This window comes from Agromyces chromiiresistens (assembly GCF_029167465.1).
Taxonomy (GTDB): domain Bacteria; phylum Actinomycetota; class Actinomycetes; order Actinomycetales; family Microbacteriaceae; genus Agromyces; species Agromyces chromiiresistens.
Genome location: NZ_JARFNL010000004.1, coordinates 13142 through 29893 on the forward strand (window position 1 = coordinate 13142; position 16752 = coordinate 29893).

The window sequence follows — 16752 nt, forward strand, 5'->3', positions numbered from 1 at the left end:
CCTGCTGTGTGCGCGGGTCGCGGCATCCCGGAATGATGGAAACCCGACCCCCGCTGGAACGGAGCACCATGCACTACGGACGCGAACTGCAGTTCGGCACCTTCGTCACGCCCGTCAACGACCCGCCGCAGCAGGCGGTGCGGCTCGCCGAGCTCAGCGAGACGCTCGGCTACGACCTCGTGACCTTCCAGGACCACCCGTACCAGCCGGCGTTCCACGACACGTGGACGCTCATGAGCTGGGTCGCCGCGCGCACGAGCCGCATCCACGTCGCCGGCAACGTGCTCAACGTGCCGCTCCAGCGCGAGCCCGCCGTGCTCGCCCGCGCCTCGGCCAGCCTCGACCTGCTGAGCGGCGGCCGCTTCGAGCTCGCCCTCGGCGCGGGCGGCTTCTGGGACGCGATCGCCGCGATCGGCGGTCGCCGACTCACGCCCGGCCAGGCGGTCGAGGCACTCGACGAGGCGATCCGCATCATCCGCGGCACCTGGGACGCCGGCAACCGCGACCGCTTCACCGTGCCGGGCGAGTACTACCACGTCGACGGCGCGAAGCGCGGGCCGGCGCCGGCGCACGACATCCCCATCTGGATCGGCGCGCTCAAGCCCCGCATGCTGCGCCTCATCGGCCGCGCGGGCGACGGCTGGCTGCCCTCGCTCGCGTACCTGCAGCCCGGTGACTACGCCGACGGCGCCGCACGCATCGACGAGGCCGCACTGAAGGCCGGGCGCAACCCGGCCGAGATCCGCCGGCTCATCAACGTCGCCGGGCGGTTCACGAACGGCGCGGGAGGCGGGGTCGACGTACGGCGCCGCGGCGGCGCGATCGAGGGCGCGCCCGCCGACTGGGTCGAGCAGCTGCTGCCTTTCGTCGTCGACGACGGGGCCGACACGTTCATCCTCGCGGGCGACGACCCGACGAGCATGCAGCGCTTCATCGAGGAGGTCGCGCCCGCCCTGCGCGAGGCGGTCGAGCGGGAGCTCGGGCCGGATGCCTCGGCCGCCGTGATCCGCTCGACCGCGTCGCTCGCGAAGCGCCGCGACGGAATCGACTACGACGCCGTGCCCGCCTCGCTCGCGGCATCCGCGATCGAACCGGGCGACGCGAGGTTCGCGCGCGTGCGCTCGACCTACCTGCGCGGCGGCGACCCCGGACTCGTGCTGCAGCCGACCACGACCGCCGAGGTCGTCGACGCGGTCGCGTTCGCACGCGCGAACCCCGACGTGCCGCTCGGCATCCGCAGTGCCGGGCACGGCATCAGCGGCCGCTCGACGAACGACGGCGGCATCGTCATCGACCTCTCGCGCATGCGCGCGATCGACGTGCTCGACGAGGCATCCCGGCTGGTGCGCATCGAACCGGGCGCCCGCTGGAAGGACGTCGCCGCCGCCCTCGAACCGCACGGCTGGGCGCTGAGCTCGGGCGACTACGGCGGGGTCGGCGTCGGCGGACTCGCGACGGCCGGCGGCATCGGCTGGCTCGTACGCGAGCACGGCCTCACGATCGACCACCTGCGCGCGGTCGAACTCGTGCTCGCCGACGGCAGCGTCGTGCGCGCGAGCGCCGACGAACGGCCCGACCTGTTCTGGGCCGTGCGCGGCGCGGGTGCGAACATCGGCATCGCGACGGCCTTCGAGTTCGAGGTCGACGAGGTCGGCACGGTCGCGTTCGCGCAGCTCACCTTCGACGCGAGCGACACGGAGGCATTCCTCCTCGCGTGGAGCGACTGGGTCGTCGACGCGCCGCGCGACCTGACGAGCTTCCTGCTCGTGCAGCCCGCGGGCGGCGGCAGGCCGCCGATCGCGCACGTGATGACGGTCGTCGACTCCGACGACGCCGACAGCGTGCTCGCCCGGCTGCAGCCGATCGCCGACGCCGCCCCGCTCATCGGTCAGGACGTGCGGCTCACGAGCTACCGCGCGATCATCTCGAACGCGGGCGACGGCAGCCACAGCGCCGAGGGCGAGCCGCTCTCGCGTACGGGGCTCATCGGGCGCTTCACGCCCGAGTTCGCCCGCGACGTCGCGCGGTTCCTCGAGACGGGGGCGAGCTACTTCTTCCAGGTGCGGGCCGCCGGCGGTGCGGTGCACGACGTGCCGGCGGATGTCACGGCCTACGCCCACCGCGACGCCGAGTTCTCGGTCGTCGCGATGGGGACCCGCGCTCGCCGGACTTCGGAGACCTGGGACGAGTTGCTCGCCCCGCACATGTCGGGCGCCTACCTGAGCTTCGAGACCGAGGTCGGGCCGGCGCAGCTCGCCGCCGCCTTCCCGCCCGCGACGCTCGAGCGGCTGCGCCGCATCAAGGCCGAGGTCGACCCGGGCAACCTGTTCAGGGACAACGCGAGCGTCGCGACCGAGGTCGGGGTGTAGGCCTACTCGTCCTTGCTGCCGAACCTCGGCGGGTTGTCGACGGCCGGCCGCTCGGCGACGACCGGGAACGCCCCCGTGTGCCCCTCGCGCTCGAGCGCCGCCTCGGCGATGCGCTTTCGGAAGGCGAACCAGCCGATGACCAGCAGCGGGATGAGCGCGAGGCTGCAGATCAGCACCCATCGCCCGGTCGGCGAGAACGCCATCGTGACGAGCACGAACGCGAGGAACGCGAGCGTGAGGTACCCGGTCCAGGGGGCGCCCCACAGCCGGAACGACGGCCGCTCGAGACGCCCCTCCTTCGCCCACTTCGCGAGCTTCATCTGGCAGAGGATGATCGTCGCCCAACCTCCGATGATGCCGACCGCCGCGACCTCGAGCACGATCTCGAACGCCTCCGACGGCACGAGCGCGTTGAGCCCGACGCCGAACAGCGTGATGACCGCGGTGAGCAGGATGCCGCCGTAGGGCACGCCGCTCTTGCTCATGCGCTCCGTGAAACGGGGCGCCGAGCCGTTGACCGCCATCGACCGCAGGATGCGCCCGGTCGAGTACAGGCCGGCGTTGAGCGACGACAGCGCCGCGGTGAGCACGACGAAGTTCATCACCGACGCAGAGACCGCGCCCGCCTCCGGCGATCCGATGTGCGAGAAGAACGTCACGAACGGCGACTCGTCGGCCTGGTACACGGTGTACGGCAGCAGCAGCGAGAGCAGCAGGATCGAGCCGAGGTAGAACACCGCGATGCGGAGCACGACCGTGTTGACCGCCTTCGGCATGATCTTGCGCGGCTCGGCGGTCTCACCGGCGGCGGTGCCGACGAGCTCGATCGCCGCGTAGGCGAACACGACGCCCGAGATCGCGAGGATCGGCGGGATGATGCCCGTCGGGAACCACCCGCCGTTGTCGGCGATCACGCTGAACCCGGTCGGGCCGACGTCGGTCTGCCCGATGAAGACGATGAAGATGACGCCGATGACGAGGAACGCGATGAGCGCGGCGACCTTGATGAGCGCGAACCAGAACTCCATCTCGCCGAACATCTTCACCGAGACGAGGTTGAGCGAGAGCACCACGATGAGCGCGACGAGGGCGATCACCCACTGCGGGATCGCCTCGAGCGCCGGGAAGTACTGGCCCCAGAACTTCACGTAGAGGGCTGCGGCCGTGACATCCACGATCGAGGTGAACGCCCAGTTCAGGAAGTAGAGCCAGCCCGCGGTGTACGCCATCTTCTCGCCGTAGAACTCGCGCGCGTACGAGACGAACGAGCCCGACGAGGGTCGGTGCAGCACGAGCTCGCCGAGCGCGCGCAGGATCAGGAAGGCGAAGAACCCGCAGATCGCATAGACGATCAGGAGCGACGGGCCCGAGCTGTTGAGCCGCCCGCCGGCGCCCATGAAGAGGCCCGTGCCGATCGCGCCGCCGATCGCGATCATCTGGATCTGCCGGGGTTTGAGGCTCTTGTGGTAGCCGTGCTCCTCGTTCGAGAAGTCCTGCACGGCGAGCATCTCGTCGCCGATGCGCTCCCGCGTGTTCTCGAGGTCGTCGACCGGATCGTGATCCGGGATGTGATCGTGCTGGGTCGTCATCGCGGTTCCCCCTCCGCCGAGACGGTCGCGATCGATGCCGGGACGGCATCGTCACGGTCGGCTGGGTCACACGATACGCGCGGCCCGGGCGGGTGCGCGAGCGTTTCGGGGGTGCGGCAGGCGCACGAGGGCGGATGCCTCGCCGCCGCGGTCGGGCGTCAGGCGGCGTGTCGCGCGCGCGGGGCGGACGCTGCGGCGAAGGTGAAGCGCGACCGGTGCTGCCCGTGCCGACGCGCCCGCACGCGCTGGGCGCGCGGCGGTACGGTGGCGGCGGCCGCCGCAGCCACCAGTCGGCCGTCGAACTCGTCGGCGATGCGCGACTCGGAGTTCGGGCGCAGGTGGTTGGCGCCCCGCGGGCAGGAGCAGGCCAGGCGGGTCTCCTCGCCGAGCGGTCCGAACACGAACTCGAGGTGGTGGGCCATGGCGCTTCCCCTTCCTGACGGCAGAACTGATGGCTCTACCCGAAGAGATGCACCGCGACGCCGATCATGACGCGGGTTCGCGCCAACGTTCCCGCAGCCATGCCGGTCACGGCGCTGCGTGTTGACGGCGGTCGCACGCAGCGGTAGACAGGCCGCAGGCTCTGCCGGGCGTCCGCTTCGGCGGGGAGGGAGGGACGGAGATGACCGACGACGACGAGCGCCCGCCGATGCGGGAGATGCGGTCGGCCGAGTGCTGGGAGCGGATCGAGCAGGCGCCGTACGGCCGGGTCGGCACGTACGCCGGCGGCGAGATGGACCTGTTCCCCGTGAACCACGGCGTGGATCGGCACAGCATCGTGTTCCGCACCGCACCCGGCACGAAGCTGCTCGCGATGACCGTGGAGCGGGACGTCCTGTTCGAGGTGGACGGCGTCGACGGCGGCGAGGCGTTCAGCGTGGTCGTGAAGGGGCGCGCTGCACGACTCGAACAGGAACGTGAGATCGACGCCGCCGAGCGCCTCGGCATCACGACGTGGGCGCCAGGCCGGAAGGATCGCTGGGTGCGGATCAGCCCCCGCGACATCCAGGGCCGGGCGTTCGAACTGCCGCCCGGGGCGGCCGCCGATCGCTGAACCGCGCAGGCGGTCGGGGCGAGGGTCAGCCTTCGACGCCCCGGATCTCGAGGCTGATCTGCTCGGCGTCGAGTCCTTCGAGCGCGGCGTTGAGCGCGGCGGCGCTGAAGCGACCCTCGTCGCGCGCGTCGAGCAGGGCGTCGCGCTCGGCCTCGATCATGCGCACGCGCAGGCGGCGCACCTGCTCGGGGTCGACCCTGGGGGCCGTCCGGCCGGGCTCGGCGCCGCTCGCGGCCGCGGTCGCGATCATGGCCGTGTCGAGTTCACGCCGGTCGCCGCTCGAGGGCGCGCGAGCCTCGACGGCGTCCGTCGCGTCCGCGCCGTCGGGCTCGTCGGTGCCCGCGTCCATCGACAGCTGCCAGGCCGCGCGCATCTTCTCGGCGACCGCGCGCAGTTCGGGGTCGTCGGAGTCCGCGAGTTCGCTCATCGCCGCTCGGCGCAGCACCCCGCGCAGTTCGCGCCGCTCGGCCGCGTCGGCACTCGTGTCGCGTGGGGGCACGAGCCAGCGCACGAGCCACGGCAGCGTGCCGCCCTGCACGAGCAGCGAACCGACCGCGACGAGGAAGGCGATGAACACGAGCAGCGACCGACTCGGGGTGTCGGACGGCAGCGTCTGCGCGGCGGCCAGCGTGACGACGCCGCGCATGCCCGCCCACACGACGATGGTGCCCTCGCGCCATCCGAGCCGCTCGTCGAGGTAGTAGTCGATGTCGGCGACCCGGCGGCGGAAGATCGCACGGAACCGTTCGGCCTGCGCGGGCGTCGGCTCGGGGTCGCCGCGGCGTGGGCGCTTCGCGCGCCGCGCCTCGTATTCGGCTCGCCGCCGCTCGAGCTCGGGCGTCGTCGACGGGATGCCCCTGGCCCGGTCGTCGAGCACCGACTTGATGGTCGCCGCACGCTTCGCGCGCCTCGCGAGCCCGCCGAACAGCGAGGCGACGTAGGCCGCCCTGATCAGCACCGTCGCCACGAGCGCGATGGCCGCGAGCCCCGCCGCGTGCCAGGCACCGGCATGGGATGCCTCGACGTCGTCGACGATCGCGGTCAGCTCGAGTCCCATGACGAGGAACACCGCTCCCTCGAGCACGAGCTCGACCGTTCGCCAGTTCTGCACGTCGGAGAGGCGGTGCTGCGGGCTCAGGAACTTCGCGGCCCCGCGTCCCGTCACGATGCCGGCGACCACGGCGGCCACGAGTCCCGAGGCACCCAGGCGCTCGGCCGGCAGCGACGCGATGAACGGCATCGTGAAGGAGATCACCGTGTTCACCGTCGGGTTCGAGACGCGGGCGCGGACGCGCAGGTTGAGCCAGCCGACCGCCCCGCCGATGATGACGGCCACGACGACGGCGTAGACGAACGAGCCGGCGACCGACCACAGCGACACCGAGGCGGCGATGCCCGCGATCGACGCGCGCAGCAGCACGAGCGCCGAGGCGTCGTTGAGCAGGCTCTCGCCCTCGAGCAGGGCGACGACGCGCGGCGAGACGCCGAGGCGTTTCACGATCGAGGTCGCGACCGCGTCGGTCGGGCTCACGATCGCGCCGAGCGCGATGCCGCCGGCGATGCCGAGGTCGGGGATGAGCCACGCGAACAGCAGGCCGAGCAGCACCGAGGTGACGACGACGAGCACGACCGACAGCCCGCCGATCGTCGAGAAGTCGCGGCGGAACTCCATCGTCGGCATCGACACGGCGGCCGAGTAGAGCAGCGGCGGCAGCACGCCTGCGAGGATCCACTCGGGGTCGATCTCGAAGGCGGGCACGACCGGCAGCAGGCCGATGCCGAGGCCGAGGAGCGTGAGCAGCAGCGGGGCCGCCACCCCGAGCTTCGGCCCGAACGCGGTGGCGGCGGCGATGGCGAGCAGGGCGAGCACTCCGGCCAGCAGCAGGTCCATCCGCCCATTCTGGCCCCGCAGAGGGTCGAGGGGCAGCGAACCGGCGTCCGGTCCTCGTCGGCGGCGATATCCGTCGCGCGGGGGATCCGTCGGCGCCGAGGCATCCGGCAGCCTTGAGCCGATGGACCTCGATCTCCTGAGCGCCGCCGCCCTCACCGGCCCCGCGCTGCTCGGCGCACTCGCGCTGCTCGCGCTCGTCGACTCGACGAGCTTCGGCACCCTCCTCATCCCGACCTGGCTGCTCCTCGCCCCCGGCCGGCTCCGACCCGGCCGCATCCTCGCGTACCTCGCGACCGTCGCCGGCTTCTACCTGCTGGTCGGGGTCGTGCTGCTCACGGTCGCCGCGGCCGCGCTGCCGCAGCTCGCGGCGATCACGACGACGCCCGTGTTCCTCTGGGGGCAGCTCGTCGTCGGTGCCGGCCTGCTCGTCGGCTCGTTCTTCATCGGCGGCAAGCGCAAGCGCAGCGGCCCCGGCAGGTTCTCGCGCTGGCGCGAGCGGGCCGTGACGGACGTGTCGGGCGACGAGGGCGGCCTGCTGCCGCTCATGGGGCTCGCGATCGCGGCCGCGGCGGTCGAGGTCGCCTCGATGCTGCCCTACCTGATCGGCATCGGCCTGCTCTCGACCTCCGACTTCGACGCGGGCGCGCGCCTGCTCGTGCTCGCCGGGTACTGCCTCGTCATGGTGCTGCCTGCGCTCGTGCTGCTCGTGCTGCGCATCGTGGCGGCGCGAGCGATCGAGCGTCCGCTCGAACGCTTCGGCGCCTGGATGGAACGCAGTGCCGCCGACCTGACCGGGTGGATCGTCGGCATCATCGGCTTCCTGCTCGCCCGCGAGTCCGTCGTGGCGCTCGGCCTGTTCGGCGGCACGGTCGGGTACTGAGCCCCATCGCGCGCCGGCCGCGCGTCGCCGGCACGCTGTCGGACGGTCGTGGTCGACTCGTGGCATGGGTTTCGACGCGACGTTCCTGGGGGTGGCGGCGCCGATGCCGCGGGTGGCCGGGCCGGGCGCCCCCGAGTGCGTCGAACTCGACTACGTGCACTTCGCGGTCGTGCTCGACCCGGCGCGGCGGCTCGCACGGGTCACGGGCGTCAACGTCGACGGTGCGGCGCTCGTCGACCTCGACCGAGGCGGTGACGAGTGGCGACTCGACGACCGGGTGCCCGCCGACTGGCAGGCGGGCCCCGTGGTCTACGCCGACAACGACTTCGATCGCGGTCATCTCGTGCGGCGTCGCGACCCGGTGTGGGGCGAGCGCGCCGTCGCCGCGAGGGCGAACGCCGACACCTTCCACTACACGAACGCGGCGCCGCAGGCGTCGGGCTTCAACCAGTCGAAGGAGCTCTGGCTCGGCCTCGAAGACCACGTGCTCGCCTACGCAGAGGCGACCGCGCAGCGGCTGAGCGTGTTCACGGCGCCCGTGCTCGCCGCCGGCGACCCCGAGTACCGAGGCATCCGGGTGCCGCTCCGGTTCTGGAAGGTCGTCGCCTGGAACGCCCGTGGCGCGCTCGCCGCGACCGCGTTCATCGTCGACCAGGCGCCGCTCGTCGACACGAGCGAGGCCCGGCCGGTCGTCGGCGGGGCGCCGCCGCTCGGCCCGTTCCGCACATTCCAGGTTCCCGTGGCGGATGTCGCGGAGCTGACCGGCCTCGAGATGCCCGAGCTCATTGCCGCCGACGTGCTTCCGCCGACCGCGATCGCCGCCGGCTGGCGGCGCATCGAGTCGTTCGACGAGGTGCTGCTGCACGCATCGTCGGTCGAGTAGGCGCGAAGCGCCGAACCGAGGCCACGGGCGGGGTCTCGATACGCGTGCTCCTTCGTCGTGTGCTACTCGGCCGGCGGGGGGTGGTGCCACGATGGAGGCATGGAAGCGGCGAGCGGCTCCATCACGACCGACGTGCTCATCGTGGGCGCGGGCCCGAGCGGCCTCATGCTCGCGGTCAGCCTCGCGAAGCTCGGCGTGGACGCGCTCATCGTCGATGGCAAGAGCGGCCCCACCCGCGAGTCGCGTGCGCTCGGCGTGCAGGCCCGTTCGATGGAGCTCTACGACCAGCTCGGCCTCGTCGACCGCGTGCTCGCCGAGCGCGCGCCCGCCGCCGCGATCGCGCCGGGGGCGGGCCGTCGGGCGTTCGGCACGGTCGCGTTCCGCGGACTCGGCGACGGCATCACGCCCTACCCCGACATCACCGTCTTCGAGCAGAGCCGCAACGAGCGGCTGCTCGTCGACGCGCTCGCCGAGGCCGGCCGCGAGGTGCTCTGGGGGCATCGCCTCGAGCGCCTCGAGGTCGAGCAGGGCGCGGGCGCCGAGGCATCCACCGTCGTCGCCGAGCTCACCGCGCCGGGCGGTGACCGCCGCACGGTTCGCGCGCGGTACTGCGTGGGTGCCGACGGCGCGCACTCGAGGGTGCGTGAGTCGCTCGGCATCGCGTTCGAGGGCGTCACGAACGAGTACACGTACTACATCGCCGACGCGCTCGGCGTGTCCGGCCTCGTCGGCGACGCGATCAACCTGCGCTTCACGACCGAGCACTTCATTCTGGCGTTCCCGATGGGCGGCACGCGCATGCGGCTGCTCGGCATCGTGCGCGACGCCGACCTCGACGCCGACGGGAACCTGCACGAGGAGCGCGTGCGCGAGCTCGTCGGCCGCGAGTTCGGCGTGGAGTACTCCGAGAGCGCCTGGTTCACGACCTACCGGGTGCACCACCGGCTCGCCGCACGGTTCCGCGAGGGGCCGTGCTTCGTCGTCGGCGACGCGGCGCACATCCACTCGCCGGTCGGCGCTCAGGGCATGAACACGGGCCTGCAGGAGGCGCACAACCTCGCGTGCGCGCTGGCCGACGTCATCGTCGGCGGCATGCCCGACGCCCGGCTCGACCGGTACGAGGCCGAGCGCCGCCCGGTCGGCGAGACCCTCGTCGCGACGACGGACCGGCTCTTCGGCGAGGTCACGTCCGAGTCGCGGTTCGCGCGCTTCGTGCGCGGGCGCGCGCTGCCCGCGCTCGGTCCGATCGGGGTCCGGTTGCTGCCGTTCGTGGCGGGTCGCCGCGTGTTCGGCTATCTCTCGCAGACGCGCATCAGGTACGAGGTGCCGGATGCCTCGGCCGCGGGCCGATCGCGGCGGGAACGTCGTCGCGGGGCGGTGGTCGGAGTGCGGCTGCCGTGGACGGGCGGCAACTACGAGGTGCTGCGATCGATGCAGTGGCAGCTGCACGGCTACGGCGTGCCCGAGCGGGTGGTGCTGCGCATCGCGCGCGAGCTCGGCGTCGAGCCCCACGTGTTCCCGAGCGACCGCGGGGTGCGGGGGCGTCCACGGCTGCGCCACGACCGGGTGTACCTCGTGCGTCGCGACGGGTTCGTCATGGCCGAGGTGCGTGCACCGGGGCTCGGCACCGACCTCGATGCGGCGCGCGCCGCGATGTTCGCCGACGCCCGCTGAGCGCGCCGAGTGTGCGCAAACGCACACCGCGTGTGCGGGATCGGGGCTTGCCGCTCGCATCGATGCACGGTGAGAATCGCCTGCATCGCGACCCCCGATCGCGGGCCACACTACAAGGAGGTAGTCCCTATGGCTGTCGACGCTTCGACGCCCCGCACGTCCCCGAATCCCCCCGGCTCGTCCGTCCCCACCGGACTGCGAAAGGTCGTCGCCGCTTCGATGGCCGGCACCATCGTCGAGTGGTACGAGTTCTTCCTCTACGCCACCGCCGCGACCCTCGTCTTCAACGTCATCTTCTTCCCGCCGAGTGACAACCCGCTCGACAACATCATCAAGGCGTTCCTCACCTACGCCGTCGGCTTCGTCGCCCGCCCGCTCGGCGGCATCGTGTTCGGCCACTTCGGCGACAAGTACGGGCGCAAGAAGCTGCTGCAGCTCGCGATCATCCTGGTCGGCGTCACGACGTTCCTCATGGGCTGCCTGCCGACGTTCGACCAGGTCGGCTATGCGGCGCCCATCATGCTCATCATCCTGCGCTTCTTCCAGGGCTTCGCGGTCGGCGGCGAGTGGGGCGGCGCCGTGCTGCTCGTCGCAGAGCACTCGCCCGACAAGCAGCGCGGCTTCTGGGCGAGCTGGCCGCAGGCCGCGGTGCCCGCGGGCAACCTGCTCGCCACCGTGGTGCTGCTGATCCTCTCGCGCACGCTCACCGAGGCGCAGTTCCTCAGCTGGGGCTGGCGCGTCGGCTTCTGGCTGTCGGTCGTCATCGTCGCCGTCGGCTACTACATCCGCACGAAGGTCACCGATGCGCCGATCTTCATCGAGGCGCAGAAGGAGGTCGAAGCCGCGAAGAAGACGAACTACGGCGTCATCGAGGTGCTCAAGCGCTACCCGCGCGGCGTCTTCACCGCGATGGGCCTGCGCTTCGGCGAGAACATCATGTACTACCTCGTGGTGACCTTCTCGATCACGTACATGTCGGCGCACCTGCAGATGGACACGTCGACGATCCTCACGCTCATCCTGTTCGCGCACGTCGTGCACTTCTGCATCATCCCGGTGGTCGGCCGCTTCAGCGACAAGCTGGGCCGCAAGCCGGTGTACGCGGCCGGCGCGATCCTCGGTGCGGTGTGGGGCTTCGTCGCTTTCCCGCTCTTCGACACGAAGAACGACTGGCTGATCGTCGGCATCCTGATCGTCGGCCTCATCATCCACGCCCTCATGTACGCGAGCCAGCCGGCGATCATGGCGGAGATGTTCCCGACCCGCATGCGCTACTCGGGCGTCTCGCTCGGCTACCAGGTCACGTCGATCATCGCCGGATCGGTCGCCCCGATCATCGCGACGATGCTGCTGTCGAGCTTCGGCTCGTGGGTGCCGGTCGCGATCTACCTCGCGCTCGCCGCCGGTGTCACGCTCATCGCGGTCGTCGCGATGCGCGAGACGAACGGCATCTCGCTGCGATCGATCGACGACGCCGACCGCGCACGGGTCGCGGAGGAGGCAGCGGTGAGGACCACCGCGTAGGACGGCCGGGCCCCGCCCGACGCAGTCGGCGAGTCCTTGGTGCACGACCGCTGTTCCGATCCGAGCTCTGCCGGTTCCACCTCATCGATGAGGCGGAACCGGCAGAGCCGTCGTTCGCGGGCTGCCGCGCGGGGCACGAATGGAGTCGCCCCCGATGAAGTCCGCCCCGGCTGCGCCGGGTGCGCGCGATCTGCGCCGTGGAGCGGCGGAGCGAGAGCCGCGGCGGGCGCCGCCGCCGGGTCGTGGCCGCTCAGCTCGCGGCGACGGCCCGCCAATCCGGCCGGTGCTCGACGAGCGCGCGGAAGGCCGCTGCCACCGCCGGGTTGCGCAGGCTCTCCTCGCGGGTGACCGCCCAGTACGCGATCGGGTGGTCGTACTCGTCGGCGAGCACCCGCACGAGGCTCGGCTCGCGCGCCGCGAGGAAGTCGGGCATGAGCCCGACGCCCGCACCGGCGACGGTCGCCGCGAGGTGCGCGAACACCCCGGTCGAGCGCATGCTCGGCAGCGTCGGCGGCAGTTCGTCGACGGCCAGGTCGAGTTCGTCGATCTGCAGCGCCGACTCGATGTAGTAGTTGAGGCGGTGCCCCGACATCTCGGCGATCGTGCGCGGCTCACCGTGCTCCGCGAGGTACGCCTCGCTCGCGAAGAGCGCGAGCGAGTACTCGAGCACGGGTGTCGCGAGCGCCTTGCGGACGTCGGGCCGGCCCACGGCGACCTCGATGTCGACGCCCGAGCGGTTCTGCCGCACGCGCTGCGTCGCGCTCAGCAGCTCGAACGACAGCCCGGGGTTCGCGGCCTGCAGCGGCGCGAGCGCGGGCACGGCGTAGAGCGCGGTGAAGGCGTCGGGCGCCGCGATGCGCACGAGCCCCGCGAGCCCCGGCTGGTCGACCTCGACGAGCGAGCGCATCTCGAGCTCGATGCGCTCGGCGACCGCCATCGCGCGCTGGCCCAGCGGCGTCGTCGCCCACCCGCCCGCGGCCCGGATGAGCACGTGCCCGCCCATCGCCGACTCGAGCGCGGCGATGCGCCGCGACACCGTCGAGTGGTTGACCCCCAGCACTTGGGCGGCCGCGGTGTACCGGCCGAGCCGGGCGACGGCCAGAAAGGTCATGAGCCATTCGGGGTTGGGGTCGTGCGTCGTCATCGTCACCCACACATCGTGCATGAATGCACAGCGCGAGTGCAATATTCGCGGTTCTCGCCCGTTGAATGTGCATTCATCGCGACCATATGGTGATTCAGCGCGGCGCCTTGGGGGAGGCGCCGCCGCACACGCCGAAGTCGAGGAGGACACGATGGCGACGATCGCATGGATCGGACTGGGCAACATGGGCGGTCCGATGACCGGCCGGCTCATCGAAGCGGGGCACGAGGTCGTCGGCTTCGACCTCGACGAGCGGGCGAGCCGGGCGGCCGCCGGGCGCGGCGCGCGCGTCGCGAGCTCCGTCGCCGAAGCGGTGGCGGACGCCGACGCCGTCTTCACGATGCTGCCGAAGGGCGACCACGTGCGCGCCGTGTACGAGGGCGACGGCGGGGTCTGGGCCAACGCGCCGCGGACCGCCCTGCTGCTCGACAGCTCGACCGTCGACATCGAGACCTCGCGCTGGTGCCACGACGGCTCCGCCGAGCGCGGGTTCCGATTCGTCGACGCACCGGTCTCGGGCGGCATCTCGGGTGCCGCGGCCGGCACCCTCACGTTCATGCTGGGCGGCGGCGAGGCGGATGTCGCGGACGCCGCCGACTTCGTCCGGCCCATGGCCGCCAACGTCTTCGCCGTCGGCGGCCCGACCCAGGGCATCGCCGCGAAGCTCGCGAACAACATGATGCTCTTCATCTCGCTCGTCGCCGCGGCCGAGGGCTCGCAGCTCGCGTCGAGCCTCGGCATCGACCCCCGTACGTTCTGGGACATCGCCCGGGTCTCGTCGGCCGACTCGTGGGCGCTGCGCACCTGGTACCCGGTGCCGGGGATCGTCGACTCGGCCGCCGCGAACCGCAACTTCGACGCGACCTTCGCGACGACCCTCGCCCTCAAGGACGTCTCGCTCGCGCTCGGCGCCGGGGAGGCCGCAGGCCTGAACCTTCCCGCCGCGCGGCTCGCGCGCGAGCAGTTCGAGGAGCTCATCGCCGACGGCCTCGGCGGCAAGGACTGCAGCCTCATCGCCAAGCTCGTGCGCGCCGACGGCGCCGTCGCGGGCTACACCGCCTGAAAGGAACGCCCATGACCGACACCCTCACCGCCGTGCGGACCATCCCGCACGTCATCGCGGGCGGCCGCATCGACGACGACGCCCGTCGCAGCCCCGTCTTCAACCCGGCGACCGGCGAGCAGACCGCCGAGGTCGTGCTCGCCGACGACGCCCGCGTCGCCGAGGCGGTGGCCGCGGCATCCCTCGCCCAGAAGACGTGGCGCGCGACCGGACTCGCCAAGCGCTCGCACGTCATGTTCAAGCTGCGCGAGGTCATCGAGGCGCGCAGCGGCGAGCTCGCGCGCATCATCACCGCCGAGCACGGCAAGACCGTCGACGACGCCCTCGGCGAGGTCGCGCGCGGGCTCGAGAACGTCGAGTTCTGCGCCGGCCTCATGCACCACCTCAAGGGCGACTACGCCGAGCAGGTCGCGCGCGGCGTCGACGTGCACCAGGTGCGCCAGCCGCTCGGCGTCGTGGCCTGCATCACGCCGTTCAACTTCCCGGCGATGGTGCCGCTGTGGATGGTCACCACCGCGATCGCGGCGGGCAACGCCGTCATCCTGAAGCCGAGCGAGCGCGACCCCTCGGCGGCGGTCTGGCTCGCCGAGGCGTTCCGCGAGGCGGGGCTGCCCGACGGCGTGCTCAACGTCGTGCACGGCGACAAGGTCGCGGTCGACGCGCTGCTCGACCACCCCGACGTGAAGGCGATCTCGTTCGTCGGCTCGACCCCGATCGCCAAGTACATCTACACGCGCGCCGCCGAGCAGGGCAAGCGGGTGCAGGCCCTCGGCGGAGCGAAGAACCACATGGTCGTCATGCCCGACGCCGACCTCGACGCGGCCGCCGACGCGGCGATCTCGGCCGCGTACGGCTCGGCGGGCGAGCGGTGCATGGCCGTCTCGGTGCTCGTCGTGGTCGGGCAGGTCGCCGACCCGCTGATCGAGAAGATCACCCAGCGGATGTCCCGGCTCGTCGTCGGCGACGGCACCGATCCCGCCTCGGAGATGGGTCCCCTGATCACGCGCGAGGCGCGCGACCGCGTCGCCGGCTTCGTCGAGGGCGCCGCGGCCGAGGGCGCGAACGTCGTGGTCGACGGCCGCGACCACCGCTTCGAGGGCGACGGCTTCTTCATCGGCGCCTCGCTCGTCGACCGGGTCGAGCCCGGCATGCGCGTCTACGACGAGGAGATCTTCGGGCCGGTGCTCTCGGTCGTGCGGGTCGACGACTACGACGCGGCGGTCGCGCTCATCAACGCGAGCCGCTTCGCCAACGGCGTCGCCGTGTTCACCCGCGACGGCAAGACCGCGCGCAGCTTCGAATTCGACATCGAGGTCGGGATGGTGGGCGTCAACGTGCCCATTCCGGTGCCCGTCGGCGCGTTCTCGTTCGGCGGCTGGAAGGACTCGCTCTTCGGCGACACCCACATGTACGGCCCGGAGAGCTTCAACTTCTACACGCGACGCAAGGTCGTGACGACGCGCTGGCCCGAGCCGAGCGAGTCGCAGATCGACCTCGGCTTCCCGACGCACTGACGGGGCCGCGGCGATGTCGATCCGCATCCGCGGGGCCGTGCTCGAGGAGCTCGGGCGTTCCCGGCCCTTCGCCGAGTCGCGGCCGATCACGATCGGCGAGCTCGAGCTCGAACGCCCCGGTCCCGACGAGCTGCTCGTGCGCATCGAGGCGGCGGGCATCTGCCACTCGGATCTCTCGGTCGTCGACGGCAATCGCCCGCGCCCGGTGCCGATGCTGCTCGGCCACGAGGCCGCCGGCATCGTCGAGGAGCTCGGCGCCGAGGCATCCGCGGCCGGCTTCTCGGTGGGTGACCGGGTGGTGATGGCCTTCCTGCCTCGCTGCGGTGAGTGCGAGGGATGCCTCGCCGGCGGCGCCCTGCCGTGCACTCCGGGCACCGCCGCGAACACGGCGGGCACGCTCTTCGACGGCGACGTGCGCCTCCACCGCGACGGCGAGCCCGTGCGCCACCATCTCGGGGTCTCGGGGTTCGCGACGCACGCGGTCGTCGACCGGCGCTCGGCGGTGGTCGTCGGGCACGATGTGCCGCCCGAGGTCGCGGCCGTGCTCGGGTGCGCCGTGCTCACCGGGGGCGGAGCCGTGCTCAACGCGGGTGCCGCGCGCGAGGGCGACGACATCGTCGTGGTCGGGCTCGGCGGCGTCGGCATGGCCGCGCTCATCACGGCGGCGTCGCTCGGCTACGGCCGGGTCATCGGCGTCGACGGCGTCGACGACAAGCTCGAGCGGGCGCTCGAGCTCGGCGCCGACGCGGCGTACACGCCCGACGAGGCGGTGGCCGCAGGGCTGCGGGCTCCGCTCGTCGTGGAGGCGGCGGGCCATCCGCGCGCATTCGAGACGGCGTTCGCGCTGACCGCACCCGGCGGACGAACGGTCACCGTGGGGCTGCCGCCCGCATCGGCCGTCTCGCAGATCGCGCCGCTGACCGTGACGGCCGAGGCGCGCACGATCATCGGGTCGTACCTGGGGTCGGCGATCCCGTCGCGGGACATCCCGCGCTATGCCGAACTCTGGCGGCAGGGCCGGCTGCCCGTCGAGGCGCTCATCTCGTCGACCGTCGAGCTCGACGACGTGAACGCGGCGATGGACACCCTCGCGGAGGGGCGGGCGATCCGGCAGGTCATCCGGTTCTGAGCGTCTCCCCGGTCGCGGGGGCGCGCGGCGGCGTCTCG

The 16752-nt window shown here is 72.2% G+C and carries 13 protein-coding genes; 9 read left to right on the forward strand and 4 right to left on the reverse strand.

The annotated features are described in order from the left end of the window. The first annotated feature begins 68 nt into the window (after window positions 1-68). The gene (locus tag PX701_RS07570) at window positions 69-2369 is read left to right on the forward strand and encodes an LLM class flavin-dependent oxidoreductase (RefSeq protein ID WP_231429196.1); all 2301 of its coding nucleotides are present in this window, start codon (window positions 69-71) and stop codon (window positions 2367-2369) included. Between the two features lie 2 nt (window positions 2370-2371). On the opposite strand, the gene PX701_RS07575 is transcribed toward PX701_RS07570, so the two are convergent. Beyond that, entirely contained in the window at window positions 2372-3877 is a 1506-nt protein-coding gene (locus PX701_RS07575) for an amino acid permease (protein WP_231432213.1), read from the reverse strand. A gap of 239 nt (window positions 3878-4116) precedes the next feature. Beyond that, on the reverse strand, window positions 4117-4380 hold the full coding sequence (locus tag PX701_RS07580) for a hypothetical protein (RefSeq protein WP_231429195.1): 264 nt from the start codon (window positions 4378-4380) through the stop codon (window positions 4117-4119). Between the two features lie 200 nt (window positions 4381-4580). Between PX701_RS07580 and PX701_RS07585 the strand changes: the two genes are divergently transcribed. Continuing rightward, window positions 4581-5012 (forward strand): pyridoxamine 5'-phosphate oxidase family protein, encoded by a 432-nt coding sequence (locus PX701_RS07585; RefSeq protein ID WP_231429194.1) that lies wholly within the window; start codon window positions 4581-4583, stop codon window positions 5010-5012. Window positions 5013-5037: 25 nt separating this feature from the next. On the opposite strand, the gene PX701_RS07590 is transcribed toward PX701_RS07585, so the two are convergent. Beyond that, window positions 5038-6903, reverse strand: a complete 1866-nt coding sequence (locus tag PX701_RS07590) for a cation:proton antiporter (RefSeq protein WP_231429193.1) — start codon at window positions 6901-6903, stop codon at window positions 5038-5040. Between the two features lie 121 nt (window positions 6904-7024). On the opposite strand from PX701_RS07590, the gene PX701_RS07595 reads away from it, so the two are divergent. The 4 genes from PX701_RS07595 to PX701_RS07610 all read left to right on the forward strand — a co-directional run bounded on the left by PX701_RS07595 (window position 7025) and on the right by PX701_RS07610 (window position 11864). After that, window positions 7025-7783, forward strand: coding sequence for a GAP family protein (locus PX701_RS07595; protein ID WP_275505928.1), 759 nt, complete (start codon window positions 7025-7027; stop codon window positions 7781-7783). Between the two features lie 64 nt (window positions 7784-7847). Then, window positions 7848-8666, forward strand: a complete 819-nt coding sequence (locus PX701_RS07600; RefSeq protein ID WP_231429191.1) for a DNA/RNA non-specific endonuclease — start codon at window positions 7848-7850, stop codon at window positions 8664-8666. Between the two features lie 99 nt (window positions 8667-8765). Then, complete coding sequence (locus PX701_RS07605) at window positions 8766-10340, forward strand: FAD-dependent monooxygenase (protein WP_275505929.1); 1575 nt, start codon at window positions 8766-8768, stop codon at window positions 10338-10340. A 219-nt stretch (window positions 10341-10559) separates the two neighbouring features. After that, window positions 10560-11864, forward strand: coding sequence for an MFS transporter (locus PX701_RS07610; RefSeq protein ID WP_420831069.1), 1305 nt, complete (start codon window positions 10560-10562; stop codon window positions 11862-11864). A 250-nt stretch (window positions 11865-12114) separates the two neighbouring features. On the opposite strand, the gene PX701_RS07615 is transcribed toward PX701_RS07610, so the two are convergent. After that, the gene (locus PX701_RS07615) at window positions 12115-13008 is read right to left on the reverse strand and encodes a LysR family transcriptional regulator (RefSeq protein WP_275506771.1); all 894 of its coding nucleotides are present in this window, start codon (window positions 13006-13008) and stop codon (window positions 12115-12117) included. 151 nt (window positions 13009-13159) lie between these two features. Between PX701_RS07615 and PX701_RS07620 the strand changes: the two genes are divergently transcribed. Genes PX701_RS07620 through PX701_RS07630 form a run of 3 tightly spaced genes read left to right on the forward strand, consistent with a single transcriptional unit; the run spans window position 13160 to window position 16714 of the window. Next, window positions 13160-14071: an NAD(P)-dependent oxidoreductase gene (locus PX701_RS07620; protein WP_275505930.1), complete on the forward strand. Its 912-nt coding sequence runs from the start codon at window positions 13160-13162 to the stop codon at window positions 14069-14071. Window positions 14072-14082: 11 nt separating this feature from the next. Then, window positions 14083-15585, forward strand: coding sequence for a CoA-acylating methylmalonate-semialdehyde dehydrogenase (locus tag PX701_RS07625; RefSeq protein ID WP_275505931.1), 1503 nt, complete (start codon window positions 14083-14085; stop codon window positions 15583-15585). Between the two features lie 19 nt (window positions 15586-15604). Next, window positions 15605-16714 carry an alcohol dehydrogenase catalytic domain-containing protein gene (locus PX701_RS07630; RefSeq protein ID WP_231432210.1) on the forward strand — a complete coding sequence of 370 codons (1110 nt, stop codon included), beginning with the start codon at window positions 15605-15607 and terminating at the stop codon, window positions 16712-16714. Window positions 16715-16752 lie beyond the last annotated feature (38 nt).

Bases quoted from the DNA above. Each gene is read 5' to 3' on its own strand.
- PX701_RS07570 (WP_231429196.1), top strand. From the start codon at position 69: ATGCACTACGGACGCGAACTGCAGTTCGGCACCTTCGTCACGCCCGTC.
- PX701_RS07575 (WP_231432213.1), bottom strand. From the start codon at position 3,877: ATGCTCGCCGTGCAGGACTTCTCGAACGAGGAGCACGGCTACCACAAG.
- PX701_RS07580 (WP_231429195.1), bottom strand. From the start codon at position 4,380: ATGGCCCACCACCTCGAGTTCGTGTTCGGACCGCTCGGCGAGGAGACC.
- PX701_RS07585 (WP_231429194.1), top strand. From the start codon at position 4,581: ATGACCGACGACGACGAGCGCCCGCCGATGCGGGAGATGCGGTCGGCC.
- PX701_RS07590 (WP_231429193.1), bottom strand. From the start codon at position 6,903: ATGGACCTGCTGCTGGCCGGAGTGCTCGCCCTGCTCGCCATCGCCGCC.
- PX701_RS07595 (WP_275505928.1), top strand. From the start codon at position 7,025: ATGGACCTCGATCTCCTGAGCGCCGCCGCCCTCACCGGCCCCGCGCTG.
- PX701_RS07600 (WP_231429191.1), top strand. From the start codon at position 7,848: ATGGGTTTCGACGCGACGTTCCTGGGGGTGGCGGCGCCGATGCCGCGG.
- PX701_RS07605 (WP_275505929.1), top strand. From the start codon at position 8,766: ATGGAAGCGGCGAGCGGCTCCATCACGACCGACGTGCTCATCGTGGGC.
- PX701_RS07610 (WP_420831069.1), top strand. From the start codon at position 10,560: ATGGCCGGCACCATCGTCGAGTGGTACGAGTTCTTCCTCTACGCCACC.
- PX701_RS07615 (WP_275506771.1), bottom strand. From the start codon at position 13,008: ATGACGACGCACGACCCCAACCCCGAATGGCTCATGACCTTTCTGGCC.
- PX701_RS07620 (WP_275505930.1), top strand. From the start codon at position 13,160: ATGGCGACGATCGCATGGATCGGACTGGGCAACATGGGCGGTCCGATG.
- PX701_RS07625 (WP_275505931.1), top strand. From the start codon at position 14,083: ATGACCGACACCCTCACCGCCGTGCGGACCATCCCGCACGTCATCGCG.